The following is a 17,823-nucleotide window of genomic DNA, read 5'->3' as shown; positions in this document are numbered from 1 at the left end:
ATTGGATTTTCCGTCGTTAGTCCCGGCGTGACCTAGTTTCCACGTCGCCACCAGCGGCGCGGTGACGCTCGCCATTCCCCCAAATCGAGACATGATCATGCGCCATTTTCTGACCAGCATCACGCTTGCCTGCGGCTTCCTTGTCGCCGCCGCTCCCGGCCATGCCGCAACGGCCTATCCGTTGTCTATCAACAATTGTGGCCAGCAGGTCACCTTCACCAAGGCTCCGTCGCGGATCGTGTCGATCGGCCAGGGCATGACGGAAATCCTCCTCTCGCTCGGTCTTGCCGACAAGATTGCCGGCACGGCGGTCTGGGTCGGCCCGGTGCTGCCGCAATATGCGGAGGCAAACAGCCATATCAAACGCCTCGCCGACAACGATCCGAGCTTCGAGTCGGTTGTCGGTCAACAGCCCGATCTCGTCGCGGCGGAATTTGAATGGCATGTCGGCCCGCAGGGATCCGTCGGCCGGCGGGAGCAGTTCTCCGATCTCGGCATCAACAGCTACATCTCGCCGGCCGATTGCGTCGCCAAGGTCAATGCCGGTGGCGGAGACGGCGTTCGCAGGGAGATGTTCACGATGGACCTGATCTACCAGGAAATCAGCCAACTCTCTGACATTTTCGATATCAAAGAGCGCGGCGATGCCTTGATCGCCGACCTTCGCAAGCGTGAAGCGACCGCCGTCGCTTCCATAGAAGGTCCATCGGCCCGGAACCTGCCCGTCGTCTTCTGGTACTCCAGCAAGGACGTTCGCGGCGACGCCTTCATCGCCGGCAAGAACAGCGCGCCGGCCTACATCATGAAGACGCTGGATGCCCGAAACGTCGTCACGACGGAAGAAGAATGGCCGCTTGTCGGTTGGGAGACGATCGCTGAGGCCAATCCGGCCGTTATCGTCATCGCGACAATGGACCGCCGCCGCTATGCCGCCGACGATCCGAAGGTAAAGCTCGACTTCCTTGAGAGCGACCCGGTCACAAGCCAGATGGATGCCGTCAAGAACAAGCGCTTCGTCCTGATGGACGCCCAGTCGATGAACCCGACGATCCGGACGATCGACGGCATCGAGGTCCTCGCCAAGGGGATCAAGTCCTTCGGCCCAACCCAGTGAACGCGGCGGCAGGCGAGAGATATGGTCGGTGGTGGGCCCTCTCCGTGCTCGCCACAACCGCGATCCTGCTGCTCGGCCTGGCGATCAGCCTGGCGGTGTCGATCGGCGAAATATCGATCCCGCTGCTGACGACGGCGGAGGCGGTGTCGAACCGCCTCTTCGGCACGGCCTTCGACATCAGCCGCATCCACCAGGGCATCGTCTGGGACTATCGTCTCAGCCGGGCGCTGGTGGCGGCCAGCGCCGGCGCGTCCCTGGCGCTCTGCGGCACGATCCTGCAAGCGCTTTTGCGCAATCCGCTGGCCGAACCCTATGTGCTCGGCATCTCGGCCGGCGCCTCGACGGGCGCGGTCTGCATCACGATCCTCGGCGTCGGCTACGGCGTGCTCGGCCTTTCCAGCGGCGCCTTCATCGGGGCGGTCGTCGCTTTCGGGCTGGTCGGCATTCTTGCAGTCAGTGCCGGCGGCTCAGGCGACCGCATCATTCTCTGTGGCGTTGCCGCATCGCAGCTATTCAATGCCCTGACTTCCTACATCGTCACCACATCGGCCAATGCCGAACAGGCCCGGGGCGTGCTCTTCTGGCTGCTCGGTTCGTTCAGCGGCGTGCGCTGGCCGGACGTCTATCTCTCGGTACCGGTGACGCTGGCGGGCTTCGTCATCTGTCTTTGTCACGTCCGGGCGCTGGACGCCTTCGTGTTCGGTGTCGACGCGGCGACTTCGCTCGGCATTGCCGTCCGGCGCGTGCAGATCGTCCTGCTCGGCACCACCGCCTTGATGACCGCAAGCGTGGTCAGCATGGTCGGCTCCATCGGCTTCGTCGGGCTTGTCATTCCCCATGCTGCCCGCTTTCTCGTCGGGCCGTCGCACGGGCGCCTGCTGCCGGCAACGGCGCTGGGAGGCGCGATCTTCATGGTCGCGGCCGACATCGTCTCGCGCATCATCATTCCGCAACAGATCTTGCCGATCGGCGTGGTCACAGCGCTTTTCGGCGCCCCGGCCTTTGCGATCATCCTCTATCGCGTTCGGAGGAACTCATGAGCATTGCGGTCGATCAGGTATCGTTTTCCGCCGGCAATACACTGATCATTGACGGCATCAGCCTTGACGTGTCGCGCGGAAAGGTTCTGGGACTGCTTGGGCCGAACGGATCGGGGAAATCGAGCCTGCTGCGGCTGATCTGCCGGTTGCGCAAGGCGAGCAGCGGCATCATACGGTTGGGCGACCAGGACGTCGCCGCGCTGTCGAGGGCCGAGCTTGCCCGCCGCGTCGGGTTCGTCGAGCAGCAATCGACGACCGAAACCCAGTTGACCGTGGCCGACGTCGTCCGGCTCGGGCGCACACCGCATCGCGGCCTCCTGTCCCCGTGGAGCAGCGAGGACGACGCAGCCGTGGCGCTGGCGCTTACCCGCGTCGACATGCAAAAGAGAGCGAGCCAGCTTTGGCAGACCTTATCCGGCGGTGAGCGGCAGCGGGTGCACATTGCCCGAGCGCTGGCGCAGTCGCCGAGCGAGCTGCTTCTCGACGAGCCGACCAACCACCTGGACATCCAGCATCAACTGGAAATCCTCTCGCTCGTGGCAAAACTGGACATGACCTGCATCATTGCCCTGCACGATCTCAACCTCGCGGCGATGTTCTGTGACAGCCTGGTCGTGCTGCAGGCGGGCAGGGTGGTTGCCGCAGGCGCGCCGGAGGAGGTGCTGACCGAAGACCTGATTGCCGCGGTGTTCGGCGTCCGCGCCCATATCGCCAAGTCAGACATTCACGGCCGATGCAACATCCAGTACCTGATGGCTTAAAAATGCCGCCCCGTCTGGCCCCGTTTTCCCGGCACATCAATATCGACCGCGAGACCGCCCGGCGCCCAGTTCCGACCGACATGGCCTCCCAGTTGCTTTTCGATCAAGGCGTCCACCATGATCGTGCCGAACCCCTTGAAGCGCTCGACAGGTTGCAACTCGGCGCCCTGTTCCTCCCAGGTCAGGTGGAAGCCGCCGGTTTCGGGGGCGGCCCCCCAGTGGATCGACAGCGCGCCGTTATTGGCCTTGGAGAGCGAACCGTGGGCAACGGCATTGTCCAGCAGTTCGCTGATCACCAGCGAAAATGGCTGCACCACATCGGCAGCCACGGCAACGGATGGGCCGCCGAGCGTGATGTTTGCGTGGAGATAGGGCTTCGCCTGCGTATCGATGACTTCCCGCAATTCGACAGGCCGCCATGCATGGTGGGCGAGGAGCCCATGCGCCTGGGCGAGGGCCCGGACGCGCTGCTGGACCGAGGCCGCGTAGACGGCCGGATCATCGGCCCTGCTCAGCCGGACGATACTATCGACGATCGCCAGGACATTCTTGGCCCGGTGGTCGACCTCCATTAGAAGGCGATGCTCCGACGCTTCCAGCCCTTGGACTCTCCGATACTCCGTCACGTCGATCTGCGAGGCGAAATAATAGGCGACCTGCCCGTCATCGTCCTCGATCGGGCTGATGTGCAACTGGTTCCAGAAAGGCGAACCATCCTTGCGATAGTTCAAGATTTCGACATTTGCGTCGAGACCGGCGGCCACCGCATGCCGGAGCTCCGCCACGGCAGTCTGCGAAGTCCCCGGGCCTTGCAGGAAGCGGCAGTTCCTGCCGATGACCTCGTCGGCAGGGTAGCCGGTCAGCTGGAAGAAGGCCTGGTTGGCGAGAACGATTGGATTGTCGGGCTGGCGGGCATCGGAAATCACCATCGGCATTCTCGTGCGCTCGAAGGCTGCCGCGCTAAGCTCCTTGTGATCCTTGAGCCCGGCCGGCGAAGCTGCCGTTGGCTTGTCTCCATGCATTGATGATTGCGTCAAAATTTTTGTCCCTCGCTTCCCGTGCCAGTCAACGTGGACGTGATCGAAAGGTTGCCATTTCTCTAGCCGAAGGTGCGGTGACGCCGTCAGATGCCAAGAGATGAGATGCCGATCGGCAAAGCATCAACGCAGGCCAAGCCGCCGATTGAGGCCGGAGGCACTGAACCAGCGTCAAAAAAGGGCCTGGAACAGTTGACCGCGAAGCTGGTTTGATACCCAAGCGGAGGGTTGCCGATGCCGGTATTCTATTTCAACGTCATAAATACCGCCGGAAAGATCTGTGATCCAGAAGGCAGCGAGCTTGCGAATATCGAAATCGCCGAAGCTGAAGCGATACTGGATGCCAGGAGATTGATGAGCGACGCTATCCTTGAGGGACGGGACATCTCAGGCCGCTCGATCGAAATCTGTGACGCCACCGGGGACATTCTGCGAACCGGGCTCTTCAAATCGGCATTAAACCGCGCAGATTGAGCATTGTCAGGCCTGTCGCGTGCAGAGCTATCTGCCTGAGCCCGCGATCACGCCATTTGGGCGCCTGCTTCGTCGAAGCTTTGATAGCATTTTCATCCCAGCCGATCGCTGCCGGCTACAATCTCCCGAAGACATTGAAGTTGGGTTGCCGGCCTACTCAAGGCGGACGAAGTCCGGGAACAAATGATTCTGGTACAAGTTGAGGATGCGAAGGAGAAAAAATATGAAGAAAATCTTACTTTCCACCGCATTCGCACTGATATCGACCGTTGCCTTTGCACAGACGGCGGCCGAGTCCACGGGTGTCAACTCGCTGATGGGCAACGCGCCCAAGACCGAGGATTTCGTCACCGAAGCGGCATCGAGCGATATGTTTGAAATTGCCTCCAGCAAGCTCGCCGCCGAACGCGGCGATGCGGCGACCAAGGCATTCGCGCAGCAGATGATTGCCGACCACACGAAGACGACCGCCGAATTGAAGCAGATGGTCACTTCCGGCAAGGTGAAGGCGATGATCCCGACGGCGATGACCTCGTCGCAGCAGAGCATGATCGACAAGCTCAACGGCCTCAAGGGCGATGACTTCAACGATCAGTATCACAGCGACCAGGTCTCGGCCCACAAGGACGCCGTCGATCTTTTCAAGCGCTACGGCGATGGTGGGGAAAACGCCGAGCTGAAGAGCTGGGCCGCAACCACACGTCCGGCCCTCGAGCACCATCTCATGATGGCGCAGGACCTCGATAAGTAACCTTCGTCTCGATCGCATGACCATGGCCTGCCGCTATCACGGCAGGCCATTTCCATAACTTTACCACCACGATGGCTGCGCAACCACCCGCAAGGCTCATCGCCAACCAGCACGGCTCACGGATCGCCCGGCAGAGTGTTCCCACCGTGTACGCGACGTTTCAGCAGGGCATAGGACCGGTCCGCAGCGGCTGTGCAATCGGTGGATTGCCGTATTCGCCTGGTGCCCGACATCTCAACATTCTCCCGAATCCCAAAGAATTACCAGGGCATAGCCTTGAAAGGCTTTATCCCGGTATGGGCTTCACGCACCCGTGAATTTTAAGTTGACTCATTTTATCCTGTTTTGATAGGTCCGTAGCGCGGTTCACCTGGAATCGTGTTGGGGCTCAATCGTAGACAGGGGAAAAGACAGATGATTCGACAGGCAAGAGTGCGTCCGTTCGGAAGATATTTGGTGACGAGCAGCGCCCTGATGACGATATCATTTGGCATGGCCGCAAATGGCTGGGCGCAGGACGCCTCTGACAACGCTGCGACCCAGCTGAAGAACATCGTCGTCAGCGGCAAGTCCGATCGTGCTGTCGGGCCGGACAAGAACTTCGTCGCCGAGGATACGGCGACGGGGACGAAGACCGATGCGGCCATCATCGACATCCCTGCCTCCGTTTCGGTTGTGACGCAGAAAGAGCTGGAAACGCGGCATGTGCAGAACCTGCAGCAGGCCATCTCCTACACCTCGGGCGTCTTCAGCGACGAGTTCGGCAGCGACGACCGCTACGACTATATCCGCATCCGCGGCTTCGACCAGACAACGCTCGGCACCTATCGCGACGGCCTGGCGGCGCGCGTCCCTGCCTTCTTTACCGCAGGCCGGCTTGAGCCCTATGGCCTGCAGCGCGTCGAGGTCCTGAAGGGCTCGACATCGACGCTGTTCGGACTGAACGGCCCGGGAGGGCTGGTCAATGCGATCACCAAGCGTCCGCAGGACGAGAAATTCGGCGAGGTCTATACATCGTATGGCGACGGGACGAAGGAAGTCGGCGCCGACTTCGGCGGCCCTCTCGACCCGGACGGTATATGGACATACCGGCTTACGACCCTTGCCAAGGACGGCGATCTCGGCTGGGATTATTCCAACGACAACCGCTTCTATATCGCCCCGGCTCTGACCATTAAACCGGAGGAGGGCACCTCGCTGACGATCCTCACGGATTACAACAAGCGGGACAATACCGGCGCACGCGGTTTTCCGGCCGGCGCCGATATCGATATCAGCCGCTTCCTCGGGGAGCCGGATTTCAACCGCTTCGACACCAAGCAGACGGATCTCGGCTACCAGTTCCAGCATGAATTCGACAACGGCCTGACATTTCGCTCGAACGCCCGCTATTCGCATGTGAGCCTCGACTATGCCGAGGTCTACGGGGCATCGCTCGATCCGACCGCCGACCGCACCGCATTTTCGGTCGACGGCGGGTCCAACCGCTACGCCATCGACAACCAGCTCCAATATGATGCGAGCTGGGGCGGCGTCGAAAGCAAGTCGCTCGTCGGTACCGATTACGCCGATGACAACACGCGGGAGAATATCCTGATGGGCACGGCCGGTCCGCTGGATATCGACAACCCGTCCTACTGCGGCCTCTCCTGCATCAACCTCGGCCCCTACATCGATTGGCGCGTCAGGCAGAAGGCGCTCGGCGTCTACGCGCAGGAGCAGTTGACCATCGACGACAAATGGATCGTGACCTTCGGCGGGCGCTGGGATCATGTGCACACTACGGCCGATTATCTGGATACGGGAGCAAGAGACGACGACACCGCCTCGGCTTTCACCAAGCGCATCGGGCTGACCTACAAGTTTTCGCCCAATCTGGCGGCCTATGCCAACTATTCCGACAGCTTCCAGCCGCTGGTGACGCCCAGCGCCAATGCCTATGAGGTTTCGGGTTCGCTGAAACCGCAGAAGGGCGAGCAATATGAGATCGGCCTCAAATACCGGCCCGACGGGTTCGATGGCCTGTTCACGGTTGCGCTGTTCGACCTCACGCAGACGAACGTCCCGACCTACATCAACCCCTTGATACAAAAGCAGATCGGAAAAGTCGGCGTGCGGGGGATCGAACTGGAAGGCAAGGCAGCCATCGTCGACAATCTGAACCTCACGCTCGCCTATTCCTATTGGGATGGCGAAATCCGGGAGGATGGCAATGGCGGCAATATCGGCAACAGGCCCTCGCGCGTGCCCCGCAACATGGCCTCCGCCTGGCTCGACTACACCATTCCAGGCGAGGGAAAGCGCGGCGACCTGACCATCGGCGGCGGCGTGCGTTACATCGGCCAAACCTACGGCGACGATGCCAATACGGTGTCGGTCGGCGGCTATGCGACGATCGATGCCGCCGTCAAGTACAAGGTCACCAAGGACGTCAGTCTGGCCATCAACGCCACCAATCTCTTCGACCGAAAATATGTCGCCACCGCCTATTACGGTACGGAATATTACGGCGATCGACGCACCGTCATCGGCACGTTAAAATATACCTGGTAGGTGAAAACGCCGGCGTCCGAGCCTCGATCAGGTCACGCTCGGATTTCTGGTCACAGTGGCGAATGCCGCAGACCCAGTGAAATGCGGCATGATCATGCTGTCGAAGGTCTTCAGCGCCGCCCCGATGGTGGCGTCAGGCATTCCAAACAGCGCGCGTCTGCGTTTGTTCTGCCGATGATCGGACCGGCGACTGTCCCTCCGCGATCCAGCCGCCGCCATCCGTCACGGCGTTGCTACGCCTTTAGCGAGGTCGCTCACCAGGCTTCTCAGCCAGCGATGGGCCGGATCGTGACGATACCGGACGTGCCAGGCCATCTCGACAGGGAAGGTACCAAGGTCGACGGGTGCCGGAATGACCTTCAGGCGCGGGTCGCGCTCCAGGCTGCGGCAGATCAGGCGCGGCAGCGTTGCGCAATAGTCGGTGACGGCGATCATCTCGGGGACGGCTAGGAAATGGGTCACCGACACGGCGACCTCGCGCTTCAGATTCTGTTGCCCCAGAGCCTGGAAGACGCCGGCCCGAATTCGCCCGGGCGGCAGCACGTTGACATGTTTCAGGCCCTCATAGAGATCGCGGCTCAGGCTATCGCCGACGTCGGGATGGTCGCGGCGCACGACGCAGGCAAGCCCATCGTCCATCAGATGCTGGACGACCAGATTGTCGGGCGGATCGATGATCCTGCCAAGCACCATGGCCGTCGTGCCCGAACTGACCCCGGTATCGGCGAGATCGTTTCCGAACGGGGTCAGCCGCAGTTTTATGCCAGGAGCCAGCTCCCGCAACCGCGCCACCAGCGGCGGCATCAGCACCAGTTCGACGTAGCTGTTCGGCGCGATCAGGAACAACCGCTCGGCGCTTGCCGGCTCGAAGTCCTGCTGATGGACGATCAGCTCGTCGAGCTGCGCCAATGCCGCCTCGATCGTCGGCGCGATCTCTTCCGCCAGCTGGGTCGGCCTGATGCCATATCGCTCGCGGATGAACAGCGGATCCTTGAGCATATCGCGCAGCCGATTGAGCGAATTTGAAAGGGCGGGCTGGGTGATGCCGAGACGATTGGCAGCCCGGGTGACGCTTCGCTCCTCCATCAGAGCCAAGAAGACCGGCAGGAGGTTCAGGTCATATTTCATCCAGTTATAGTGTCAGATGCATATCTAAAATCCAACAAGTAAATTTCTTAAATATCTCCCTCAGTGCGATGATGTCTTCATCGAAAGGCGCACGGCCTGATCGAGACAGCAGGCCCATCGGCCGACAAGCAAAGGACAAGACGATGAAAGTTCTCATGGTACTGACTTCGCACGACACTCTCGGAGACACCGGCCGCAAGACCGGCTTCTGGCTCGAGGAACTGGCGGCCCCCTATTACGTCCTCAAGGACGCCGGCGCCGAAATCACCTTGGCTTCGCCCAAGGGCGGCCAACCGCCGCTCGATCCGAAGAGCGATGAACCAACGTTCCAGACCGAACTGACCCATCGCTTCAAGGCCGACGCAGAAGCCAATGCACAGCTCGCCCGGACGGTGCGCCTCGACAGCGTCGACCAGAAGGACTTCGACACGGTCTTCTATCCCGGCGGTCATGGCCCGATGTGGGATCTGGCCGAGGACGAGAATTCCATCCGGCTGATCGAATCCTTCATCGCCGCCGGCAAGACGATTGCGCTGGTCTGCCATGCCCCGGGCGTCCTGCGTCATGTCAAGAATGCCGATGGCTCGCCCTTCGTCCAGGGACGCTATGTGACCGGCTTCACCAACAAGGAAGAGGAGGGCGTCGGTCTCACCAATGTCGTTCCTTTCCTGGTCGAGGATGAACTCATCAGCCAGGGCGCGATCTTCTCGAGGGTGAAGGACTGGGGCGTCCATACCGTCGTCGACGGCCAGCTGATCACCGGCCAGAACCCTGGCTCCTCCGGCGAGGCGGCCGAAACGCTCCTCACGGCCTTGAACCATCCCAGGGTGAAGACGGCCTAAGCAAGAACAGGGTGAACAGCCGCCGGATCGGCGGCTGTTCCCTGCAAGATCGGGGCCTTGCCTCGTCCAGCGTCTTGAACAGCGAGACCGGGGAGCCGAGAATCTCGCCTGTTTGCAGGTGACGAAAGCCCGCAAAGCTCCTTCAGGCGAACTGCTCTCGATGCAGAATTGCCGGCATGGGCTGGCGAGTGCCGAGCAGCCGCGACCCGTCCCATCAGGCTTCGCCCCTCTCATCCCGCCAGTTCCGACCTCCCGGCATTTGCCCGGGCCAGCGACATCAGCATCGGGCCGATGGCGAACTCGCCGCGTTCGGCACGCCTGGTGAGATCGCGAAGATAGCCGCCGGCCGAGTTGATAGTGTTGGCCCGCTCAAGCAGGCAGGCGATGACGGTTGCCGCATTCTCCGGTCCCATGATGCCGCACGCCTCCTCGTAGGCGCTTGGACTGACGCCCAACATCGAGCGCACCACGACGGCCGCCGTCATCAGCTCGCGCCAGTTGGCAATCCCGCCGTCCGGTCCGTAGGCGGCGATCTCCGGGCAAGCCTGAAGCACCAGGCCGAGCGGAAAGGATTTCAGTCCGGACGCTGGCGCCGCGGATGGCCGCCGCGCAGATTTCGTTTCGCCCGCCATGGCAGCGGATGGCCCGCCCGCCGCCAATGTCAGCCTGGCCGGATCGACCGGACTTACCTCGGCCGCCGACGGAGACAGATCGGATTGCTTTTGCTGCGCATCGTTTTCTTCCGGCATCCCGCCAAGCCGATTGGGTAATGCCGGAGTTTCGCTCCGCTTCTTTATCGAAGTCGGTTCAAGATCAGATGTAGATTCGGTATTTGAATTCTGTATGTGGCGCTCAAGATGAGACTCATTGCCGTGCATTTTTGTTGAATTTAGACGTGTTTCCAGCAGGTTGATTACTTCCTGGCGCAACATTTCCATTTCCTCAACGATTGGCTCGATGTCGTGGATTGAAGGTGAGCGCGGAATGGCCGATACCAGCGCGCGAAAATGTCCGTGGACCATCATCCAGTCGCCCGAAACGCCCTCTTCCAGCGCGGTCTCGATCAGCTTGGCAATGTCGCGCCGGCAGAGAGATAGGCGCTCCCGCGTTGCCCGAAACAATTCGCGATCGGCTGCCACCTGGGCTGCGAGCAGCTGGATCTCGCCGGCGCGGGCAATCAGCGGCGCGATATTGAAGCCGTAGGCCTGGTCGACCTCGCCCTCACCGTCGCGACGTGCAAAACGCTTGCCGTTCGGGCTGTCCTTGCGCAGCAGCAGCCCCGCTTCCACCAAGGCCGCAAGATGACGGCGAAGCGTCGCGGGGGCTATCCCATGGGCGCGGATCGACAGCTGCACATTGGAGGGAAAGACCACCAATCCGCGCTCCGCACTCATTTCGTTGCCGGGATAGAAGCTGAGCAGCGCGTTAAGCACTGCCAGCGCCCGGTCGGATAGCCCGAGCAACGGCTTAGCCTCGCAGAGCGCGCGAAAGATCTTCCATTTGTCGACCGCTTGGTCCGGAGCGATAGCCTGGGCCTGCTGCTGGCTTGCCAGCATGCCGAGCGTCATTGACCGCCGCCCAAAGGGCGTCGTCACACTTCCTGTTTGCATCTTCTCATCACCTTCAATAAGGCAATAGAAATCCGCTCACCAAACGGCGCCAAAACTCTTGACAGTGATTCCGGGAAGTGCGATTCTCGATCTGCTAGAATACGAGGAAGGCTTCCTGGACGGAAACGTTTGGGGGGCCTTTTTCTTTTGCGGTATAGTCCTCTCTTAGTTCGTTTAAAGCTATCGCTCGATCCGCAGGCTTAGTCGGCCTGCTCGGCGAGATAGGATTGATGCAGCTCGGCAAGGCGGGCGGCGATATAGTCGGCGAAGGCAGGTGCTGCCTTCTCATTGAAAATCATGCTGACCTTGCCACCGCTACGCTCGACCGTGGCAATCTTGACGCCGTCGTCGCGTTTCAGCGCCTCGGCTTTCTTGGCCACCTTCTGCACGGACAAGGCTCTCATCACAAGCGCAAAACGGCCATTGCTGTCGGCCTCCTGGAAGGCACGGCTGCTCAGCAGATCATCCAGCAGGATGCCCTTTTTCTTCTCACCGAGCCGCTCCGCAAGCAACGCCCACCGCGGCCGTCCTGCCTTGGGGGCCGCGCCGATTGCCTGTATCAGAGATCGTGGCAGGGAATGGACGACTGTCAGCAGTTTGGAAAGCTGGGTCTTCTCCATGCCGAGCGACGACATCATGACCCGCCTGTCGAAGCCGTGCTTCTCCAGCGCCAAGGCGAACAGGCCGCGCTCGATATAGCTGAGGTCGGCACGGGCGGAATTCTCCTGCCCCTGGATGATAACGAGTTCTTCGTCGCTGAGGTTCTGCACCACCGCTTTGACGGGAAGACCGAGCGCGGCCAAGACGCGGACGCGCCGATGTCCGAAGACGATCTGGTAGCCCTCCGGATCATCCGGATGCGGCCGCACCAGGATCGGGCTTTTCTGTCCGGATTCCCTGATCGCCGAGGTCAGGCGGGCAAAATCCTCGCCATCATGGTCAAGACGGTCTGAAATGAACGAGGCCTCGATCTTGTCCGTGGGTATTTCCACGACCGCCGCGCCTGCCGCGATCAACGCTCTGGCCTGGTCGGCGGCGCTAGCGATGTTGCCGAGCGTACGGCCCATGGCGCCGACGGCGCCGGATCGAATGTGATGAAGCTTCTTTTCGGCGCCCGTCTCCAGGATCGAGGTCATATCCTGGGCAGGGGAGTTGTCATTTGGCAACTCCTGCTCGCGGCGGGACAGCATGGCCTTTAGCGTGTCTTTCCTGCTCATGCCGCTCTCCCCCAGGCCTGTCGGATCAGACCTTCGATTTCACCATTGACGGAATCGAGCGACTCGATTGCCCGGTCGTAAGTGCTCTTGGAGAAGTTTTCGCGGCCAATTTCGTAGAGCGTCTGTTTCGACAGCCCAGCATCCGAGACTGCCGTCGACTTCACCATGACGTTTGTCAGAACGCGTTCGCGGAAAAGCGAGCGCATGAAGCCGACCATCTGCGCCTGCGGCGCGTCCGATGGCTCGTAGCGCGTCACCACATAGCGAATGAAATCATAATCAAGATCTCCGCCGGATTCCTGGACCACGCCGAGAAGATCGGAAGCCATCAGCAGGAACTGGCACATGGACATGATATCGAGCATCTGGGGATGCGCGGTGATCAGCAGGCCGGTCGACGCGCAGAGGGCGCCGAGCGTCAGAAAGCCCAACTGCGGCGGGCAGTCGAGAACCATGATGTCGTAATCCTCGGCAACGGTGCCGAGCGCAGAGGCCACGCGTCCAAAAAACGGTTCGGCCGAGCGCTCCGCGAGCGCCCTCGGCGTATCGTGCTCGAATTCCATCAGTTCCAGATTGCCCGGAACCAGATCGAGGCCGGGAATATAGCTTTTGCGTATGATGTCGCGCAGCGGCCGGCGATCGCCGTCGTAGCGCACCGCGCCGTACATCGTCTCGTTCGGGCCGATGTCATACTCCGGCTGATAGCCGTGCAGCGCCGTCAACGATGCCTGCGGATCGAGATCGACAGCCAGAACGCGGTATCCCTTCAGCGCCAGATACTGCGCGAGATGGGCGGCCGTCGTCGTCTTGCCGCTGCCGCCCTTGAAGTTAACCGCCGCCATCACCTGGCAATGCTCTTCGCCACGCCGCCGGGGCGCATAGCGCTTGCCCTTGGAATTTTCGTCAAGCACCGCGCGGATCATGTTGATCTGGTCGAGCGTGTAGGAGCGACGGCCCCCGCTGCCGATCGCAGGCTGCGGCCCCTTGCCATTCAGCGACAGCTGGCGAAGATAAGCGTCGGCGATGCCGATCAGCTTGGCCGACTCGACGGAAGAGAAGGAGCGTAAGGTCTTCTGCGAAACCGGCGGAAACAGCGCCTGCCGCATGGCCAGCAACTCCTGCGACAAGGCAGCGCCGTCGGCTGCGATGACTTCCGTCATCGGGCGCCTTCGAGCAACGGCCTCCAGGGGCTGGCTACGGGCCTTCGTCATAACTACGCATTTTCTCCACAGTCCATGCATATCCCGTAGGCGAGGATGCCGCGAGTCGCAAGGCTTGGCAAGAAAATAAGGGTTAACGAAAGCCTAGCCTCAACCGTGGGTTAATGCGGTGGGCAGAGGAAGAGCGCGCCGTCATTCCAGTTGCCAGTTGGCAACTTAAGTATTTCGGCAAGACAAGCCTGCCCTAGCTCAGCGGAGCAGGCGAACCTTCAAGAGGCCCGGTAGACTTCGTCCGTCAACAACAAGAGGAATTGCTCGCCGTTGAGCTTGTTCGCCACCTGGCCGTCTTCGGTCATATAGTCGAAAATGGGCTCTACCGGCGTGTCGGCCTTGGAAAAGCGCGGCCACTTCCGGTGCTCGACAATGACGATATGTTTCCCGGCATCGTCGCGGCAGTTTATTCTTCTCGTCTCCTCGAAACGCGTCATTTGTGCTACCCCATACCACCTGACTTGAGTTTAGATCGTCGCTTCATCCTGTCAATGCAGATCGCCATATTTCAGCCATCGGCGTTAATTTCAGGTTGTCCTTCACACTCCGGCCCTGTGCCCTTGCCCCCTCAACCCGCCACAACCAAGAGACAACCTTCCCGTTGGCGATCACAAAATTGCCTTGGTGGCCAACTCTGTGTCCGCACGGGAGGGCGGCGCGATTGAAAGAGGGTAGCGATGGATCAGGAACCGACGGAAGCATACGAACATACCGAGCACGCCCAGCATGCCGCCCATAGCGGCAACAGCTTTCTATCGAAAGTGGCGGTCAGCATCGCGGCCCTCGCCGTATTGGCAGCGGGCGCCGGCAGCCTTGAAACTATCGAAAGCGGCGCTGCAACGGCGGCGCGGTCGCAGGCCGTGCTTTTCCAGAACAAGGCGACGGACAACTGGAACTTCTTCCAGGCGAAAAGCCTCAAGAAGACCATGGAAGAGATCGCCGCGACGCAGGGCGGGACGGCTGCGGCCGATTGGCAGGCGCGCGCCAAGGGCAACGAGGCGGAGGGACAGGAGATCGCCAAGGCCGCGAAGGACTTCGAAACAAGGTCCGATCAATCCATCGAACAGGCCGAGATCCATGAAGAGCGGCATCATTTTTTGACCATAGCCGCGACCTTGCTGCATATCGCGATCGCGATCGCAACCATCGCCATCATCACTGGCGGCCAGCGTTGGCCGTGGTATGCATCGCTGGCGCTGGGCTTGCTCGGCACAACTGTCGCAGCGGCGGCCTATGTCGGCTGATAGCCGCGTCCGTGCTTGCACTCAAACCGTCTGCGCCCTTAAACATTTGATGAGCCGCTCTGAATATTGTCTTCCACAGACGATCCACAGCAATATAGCAGGAACGACCGGGATCGATCGCGAGACCCGCCTATGCAGGAACTGAAAATGACGAAAACCAAAAGCCGGACTGAAGTTGCCCAGCCCGTTATCCTGTCGATCGACGTGGGCGGCTCCCACGTCAAGGTGATGACCAGCGATGGCGGCACCGAGCAAAAGATAGAATCCGGGCCGTCAATGAGCGCCGGAGCCATGCTTGACGCGATCGCGCCATTGCTGGCCGATCTCAACTATGATGTGGTGTCGATCGGCTATCCCGGCCCGGTACGCAACAATCGCGCCTTTGCAGAACCCGTTAATCTCGGCAGCGGATGGGCCGGTTTCGATTTCGAACACAGCCTCGGCAAGCCGGTGAAAGTGGTCAATGATGCCCTGATGCAGGCGATCGGCAGCTATGACGGCGGGCGAATGCTGTTCCTAGGTCTTGGAACGGGGCTCGGCTCGGCGATGGTGCTCGACAATGTCGCGCAGCCCCTGGAGCTTGCCCATCTGCCGCACAAGAAGGGCCGGACCTTCGAGGACTCCGTCGGGGAGGCTAGCCTGAAAAAGCGCGGCAAGAAGAAGTGGCGCGGCCATGTCTTTGATGTCGTGGAGCAGATCAAGGCCGCCCTGCAGCCCGACTATATCGTCATCGGTGGTGGGAATGTCGACAAGCTGGATGAACTTCCCGCCGCCTGCCAGCGCGGCGACAACACCCGCGCCTTCGAGGGCGGCTTCCGTCTCTGGCGCGACACATCGCTGATCGTGTAACGCCAGGCGCCTCTGGCGCCGCTTTCGAACACCGCACCAAAACAAACGGCCCCGGACAATGCCGGGGCCGTTTTCAGACTTGTCGAATTCAGCCGAAGCTTAGAACTGCTTGCGCAGACCGAAGGTGACAGCATTGCTGCGGAAGTCGGTGCTGGACGACGAGTTGTCGATCGCCTTGAAGTCGAAGTTGTCGGCGGCCGTGTAGCGATAGCCGATATCGAGCGTCGTCTTTTCGAACAGCGAAGAGCCGGAGAACATCGGAATGCTCTGCAGGTTGATGCCGACGCCGGCGTCGAGGTGATATGCGAATGCCGTGTTGTTGTCGTCCATCAGCGTGCCGACGCCGCCAACGCCCTGCTTGCGCAGCTTCAGGTTCATGGCGCCGACGCCGCCGCCGACATAGGGCGTAAAGACCGACAGCATGCCGGTGTCGCCAGCAGGCGCGAGCGGGATGTCGAGGTAGCCGTTGACGAAGCCCTGGATGGTGTTTGCATCGCCGTAGGAATTGATCGAGGCGAAGGTGCCGATGCCACCTACGCGGTGCTCGTCGACCGATGCCGTGCCGTAGCCGACTTCGAGTTCGACGCGCGGCGTAACGAAGCCCATCGAGCCAAAGTTATAACCGCCGCGGATCGCGCTGTAGAAGCCCGTGTCGTACTTGGTGTCGATGTTGAGGCCAGCGATGTCGAAGTCGGTGTGCTTTAGGAAGGAAACCGAGCTCAGCGAACCGATGTAAAAGCCAACGCCGTTGTCGACGACCGACGGCGGCTGCATTGGCGGGGTCAGATCGGCAGCGCCGGCTACAGACACAAGCGAGGTCGAGACCAGGGCCGCGAGGAGGAGCTTCTTCATTTGATTTCCTTAGACATTGCACCGGGCATAGGACCGGGCGTGTTCAATACATGACTGATATAGGCGGGTTGAGCTGATTTGCCTGCTCGAAACGACAGTTTTAAACAATTCACTAGGCAGCTAATCACATACCGTTGCGATCTTGCCACACCAATTGTGAGAGCGCCTTCGTAGTTTCGCGTCATGCGCGAGCGGAGGAAAGTGAGCTCTTGCATAGATCAAGATAGCGGGGGGAATCGGATAGCGCTCATTCGTGACTGTCCGGCCTGTCCGCCAGCAGCCGCGCCACTTCTTCCAGCAGCTCGTGCTGGTCCATGAAGCGAAGATTGTCCTCAATCCCCATCGGCGCATCCGCCGCGTTCGGCTTGACCGCTCTCGCCTTGCCGGCAAGTCTCGTCTTCAGAAGGTCCTGGTAGCGCTGCGCGATATCAGACATCTTCAACCCGCCATCGACCCAGGTTTCCAACCAGCCGTGTAGGATTGGATCGCTGTCGATGGGAATGCCGGCTGTCCGGAATTTTTCGATGGTCTGCTGTAATACGGCTGCACGTGTCTGCGGGGTATTCGTCAATGCCAGTCATGCCTGTCTAAAATCGATAGTTGAGAGAGTGGTGATCGGAAGTTAGGAAGCGCGCGCCTGTCGCCGCTTTTGCAGGTTGGAGAGAGCCATCACCAGGGCTCCCTCGATTTTCCCCAGGCTCTGGGGCTTGGGAACGACACAGACCTTGCCGGCGAAGCTCGCCACCATTTCGGGGTTTCCGGTCATGAAGATAACCTCGATCCCGTATTGGTCAATCAACGTCCGGGCGATCGCCGGCCCGGTTGGACCATCCGCAAGCTGAACGTCGACGAGAGCAATGTCGGCTTTGGGCGCCAGCGCCAAGGCTTCTGCCTGGGTGCGCGCCAGGCCGGCAATTTCGAATCCGTTGTCGAGCACGAGGTTTTCAAGATCGAACGCAATGATGGGTTCGTCCTCAACGACTAAAACTTTCATGTCTACTCCACGGACTAACTTCGCTGCCGAAATGGGCATCCGTGAGACGAGTTCAAGAGTTGATAACCTATTGTTTATATGCAGCCAGCAGCCCTCGATTCGGGCTTGGCCGCCGATCGCCCGCAAACCAGCGGCTTGGTGCAAGA

18 protein-coding genes are annotated in these 17,823 nt (G+C 60.7%); 9 read left to right on the top strand and 9 right to left on the bottom strand.

Going from position 1 to position 17,823, the window contains the following annotated elements; translation table 11 throughout:
* The first annotated feature begins 97 nt into the window (after positions 1-97).
* Genes VH564_RS07995 through VH564_RS07985 form a run of 3 tightly spaced genes read left to right on the top strand, consistent with a single transcriptional unit; the run spans position 98 to position 2,915 of the window.
* On the top strand, positions 98-1,114 hold the full coding sequence (locus tag VH564_RS07995) for an ABC transporter substrate-binding protein (RefSeq protein ID WP_423339272.1): 1,017 nt from the start codon (positions 98-100) through the stop codon (positions 1,112-1,114).
* Positions 1,111-2,154 (top strand): FecCD family ABC transporter permease, encoded by a 1,044-nt coding sequence (locus tag VH564_RS07990; RefSeq protein WP_423339271.1) that lies wholly within the window; start codon positions 1,111-1,113, stop codon positions 2,152-2,154. Before VH564_RS07995 ends, VH564_RS07990 begins: the two co-directional genes overlap by 4 nt.
* Positions 2,151-2,915: an ABC transporter ATP-binding protein gene (locus VH564_RS07985; RefSeq protein WP_423339270.1), complete on the top strand. Its 765-nt coding sequence runs from the start codon at positions 2,151-2,153 to the stop codon at positions 2,913-2,915. The genes VH564_RS07990 and VH564_RS07985 overlap by 4 nt, the downstream gene beginning before the upstream one ends.
* Here the strand turns inward: VH564_RS07985 and VH564_RS07980 are convergent.
* A complete protein-coding gene (locus VH564_RS07980) occupies positions 2,912-3,937 on the bottom strand; it encodes a PAS domain-containing protein (protein WP_423339406.1) in 1,026 nt (341 codons plus the stop codon). The two genes, VH564_RS07985 and VH564_RS07980, sit on opposite strands and share 4 nt — an antisense overlap.
* A 249-nt stretch (positions 3,938-4,186) precedes the next feature.
* Here VH564_RS07980 and VH564_RS07975 point away from each other — a divergent pair, with 249 nt between their 5' ends.
* The 3 genes from VH564_RS07975 (at position 4,187) to VH564_RS07965 (ending at position 7,730) form a co-directional block, all read left to right on the top strand.
* A complete protein-coding gene (locus VH564_RS07975) occupies positions 4,187-4,426 on the top strand; it encodes a DUF6894 family protein (RefSeq protein ID WP_423339269.1) in 240 nt (79 codons plus the stop codon).
* A gap of 223 nt (positions 4,427-4,649) precedes the next feature.
* Positions 4,650-5,177: a DUF4142 domain-containing protein gene (locus VH564_RS07970; protein WP_423339268.1), complete on the top strand. Its 528-nt coding sequence runs from the start codon at positions 4,650-4,652 to the stop codon at positions 5,175-5,177.
* Between the two features lie 474 nt (positions 5,178-5,651).
* Entirely contained in the window at positions 5,652-7,730 is a 2,079-nt protein-coding gene (locus VH564_RS07965) for a TonB-dependent siderophore receptor (RefSeq protein ID WP_423339267.1), read from the top strand.
* Between the two features lie 222 nt (positions 7,731-7,952).
* Here the strand turns inward: VH564_RS07965 and VH564_RS07960 are convergent, their stop codons facing one another.
* On the bottom strand, positions 7,953-8,858 hold the full coding sequence (locus VH564_RS07960; protein ID WP_423339266.1) for a LysR substrate-binding domain-containing protein: 906 nt from the start codon (positions 8,856-8,858) through the stop codon (positions 7,953-7,955).
* Positions 8,859-9,001: 143 nt separating this feature from the next.
* Between VH564_RS07960 and VH564_RS07955 the strand changes: the two genes are divergently transcribed.
* Positions 9,002-9,700 (top strand): type 1 glutamine amidotransferase domain-containing protein, encoded by a 699-nt coding sequence (locus VH564_RS07955; protein WP_423339265.1) that lies wholly within the window; start codon positions 9,002-9,004, stop codon positions 9,698-9,700.
* A gap of 230 nt (positions 9,701-9,930) precedes the next feature.
* On the opposite strand, the gene repC is transcribed toward VH564_RS07955, so the two are convergent.
* The 4 genes from repC to VH564_RS07935 form a co-directional block, all read right to left on the bottom strand.
* Complete coding sequence (repC, locus tag VH564_RS07950) at positions 9,931-11,310, bottom strand: plasmid replication protein RepC (RefSeq protein ID WP_423339264.1); 1,380 nt, start codon at positions 11,308-11,310, stop codon at positions 9,931-9,933.
* 200 nt (positions 11,311-11,510) lie between these two features.
* A complete protein-coding gene (gene repB / locus VH564_RS07945; protein ID WP_423339263.1) occupies positions 11,511-12,527 on the bottom strand; it encodes a plasmid partitioning protein RepB in 1,017 nt (338 codons plus the stop codon).
* On the bottom strand, positions 12,524-13,738 hold the full coding sequence (gene repA, locus VH564_RS07940; protein ID WP_423339262.1) for a plasmid partitioning protein RepA: 1,215 nt from the start codon (positions 13,736-13,738) through the stop codon (positions 12,524-12,526). Before repA ends, repB begins: the two co-directional genes overlap by 4 nt.
* A gap of 218 nt (positions 13,739-13,956) precedes the next feature.
* Complete coding sequence (locus VH564_RS07935) at positions 13,957-14,175, bottom strand: hypothetical protein (protein WP_423339261.1); 219 nt, start codon at positions 14,173-14,175, stop codon at positions 13,957-13,959.
* Positions 14,176-14,415: 240 nt separating this feature from the next.
* Here VH564_RS07935 and VH564_RS07930 point away from each other — a divergent pair, with 240 nt between their 5' ends.
* Positions 14,416-14,982, top strand: coding sequence for a DUF4337 family protein (locus VH564_RS07930; RefSeq protein WP_423339260.1), 567 nt, complete (start codon positions 14,416-14,418; stop codon positions 14,980-14,982).
* Positions 14,983-15,129: 147 nt separating this feature from the next.
* Positions 15,130-15,831, top strand: a complete 702-nt coding sequence (locus VH564_RS07925) for an ROK family protein (RefSeq protein WP_423339259.1) — start codon at positions 15,130-15,132, stop codon at positions 15,829-15,831.
* Between the two features lie 99 nt (positions 15,832-15,930).
* Here the strand turns inward: VH564_RS07925 and VH564_RS07920 are convergent, their stop codons facing one another.
* The 3 genes from VH564_RS07920 to VH564_RS07910 form a co-directional block, all read right to left on the bottom strand.
* Complete coding sequence (locus tag VH564_RS07920) at positions 15,931-16,683, bottom strand: outer membrane protein (RefSeq protein ID WP_423339258.1); 753 nt, start codon at positions 16,681-16,683, stop codon at positions 15,931-15,933.
* A 247-nt stretch (positions 16,684-16,930) separates the two neighbouring features.
* Positions 16,931-17,254 carry a hypothetical protein gene (locus VH564_RS07915; protein WP_423339257.1) on the bottom strand — a complete coding sequence of 108 codons (324 nt, stop codon included), beginning with the start codon at positions 17,252-17,254 and terminating at the stop codon, positions 16,931-16,933.
* 51 nt (positions 17,255-17,305) lie between these two features.
* Complete coding sequence (locus tag VH564_RS07910) at positions 17,306-17,821, bottom strand: response regulator (protein WP_423339256.1); 516 nt, start codon at positions 17,819-17,821, stop codon at positions 17,306-17,308.
* Between the last annotated feature and the right edge of the window lie 2 nt (positions 17,822-17,823).

This window comes from Rhizobium sp. HT1-10 (assembly GCF_049472505.1).
Classification (GTDB): domain Bacteria; phylum Pseudomonadota; class Alphaproteobacteria; order Rhizobiales; family Rhizobiaceae; genus Rhizobium.
The sequence above is the reverse complement of the archived record's forward strand: the minus strand, read 5'-3'. Positions and strand labels throughout refer to the sequence as shown.

Bases quoted from the DNA above. Each gene is read 5' to 3' on its own strand.
- VH564_RS07995 (WP_423339272.1), top strand. From the start codon at position 98: ATGCGCCATTTTCTGACCAGCATCACGCTTGCCTGCGGCTTCCTTGTC.
- VH564_RS07985 (WP_423339270.1), top strand. From the start codon at position 2,151: ATGAGCATTGCGGTCGATCAGGTATCGTTTTCCGCCGGCAATACACTG.
- VH564_RS07980 (WP_423339406.1), bottom strand. From the start codon at position 3,937: ATGCATGGAGACAAGCCAACGGCAGCTTCGCCGGCCGGGCTCAAGGAT.
- VH564_RS07975 (WP_423339269.1), top strand. From the start codon at position 4,187: ATGCCGGTATTCTATTTCAACGTCATAAATACCGCCGGAAAGATCTGT.
- VH564_RS07970 (WP_423339268.1), top strand. From the start codon at position 4,650: ATGAAGAAAATCTTACTTTCCACCGCATTCGCACTGATATCGACCGTT.
- VH564_RS07965 (WP_423339267.1), top strand. From the start codon at position 5,652: ATGACGATATCATTTGGCATGGCCGCAAATGGCTGGGCGCAGGACGCC.
- VH564_RS07960 (WP_423339266.1), bottom strand. From the start codon at position 8,858: ATGAAATATGACCTGAACCTCCTGCCGGTCTTCTTGGCTCTGATGGAG.
- VH564_RS07955 (WP_423339265.1), top strand. From the start codon at position 9,002: ATGAAAGTTCTCATGGTACTGACTTCGCACGACACTCTCGGAGACACC.
- repC (WP_423339264.1), bottom strand. From the start codon at position 11,310: ATGCAAACAGGAAGTGTGACGACGCCCTTTGGGCGGCGGTCAATGACG.
- repB (WP_423339263.1), bottom strand. From the start codon at position 12,527: ATGAGCAGGAAAGACACGCTAAAGGCCATGCTGTCCCGCCGCGAGCAG.
- repA (WP_423339262.1), bottom strand. From the start codon at position 13,738: ATGACGAAGGCCCGTAGCCAGCCCCTGGAGGCCGTTGCTCGAAGGCGC.
- VH564_RS07935 (WP_423339261.1), bottom strand. From the start codon at position 14,175: ATGACGCGTTTCGAGGAGACGAGAAGAATAAACTGCCGCGACGATGCC.
- VH564_RS07930 (WP_423339260.1), top strand. From the start codon at position 14,416: ATGGATCAGGAACCGACGGAAGCATACGAACATACCGAGCACGCCCAG.
- VH564_RS07925 (WP_423339259.1), top strand. From the start codon at position 15,130: ATGACGAAAACCAAAAGCCGGACTGAAGTTGCCCAGCCCGTTATCCTG.
- VH564_RS07920 (WP_423339258.1), bottom strand. From the start codon at position 16,683: ATGAAGAAGCTCCTCCTCGCGGCCCTGGTCTCGACCTCGCTTGTGTCT.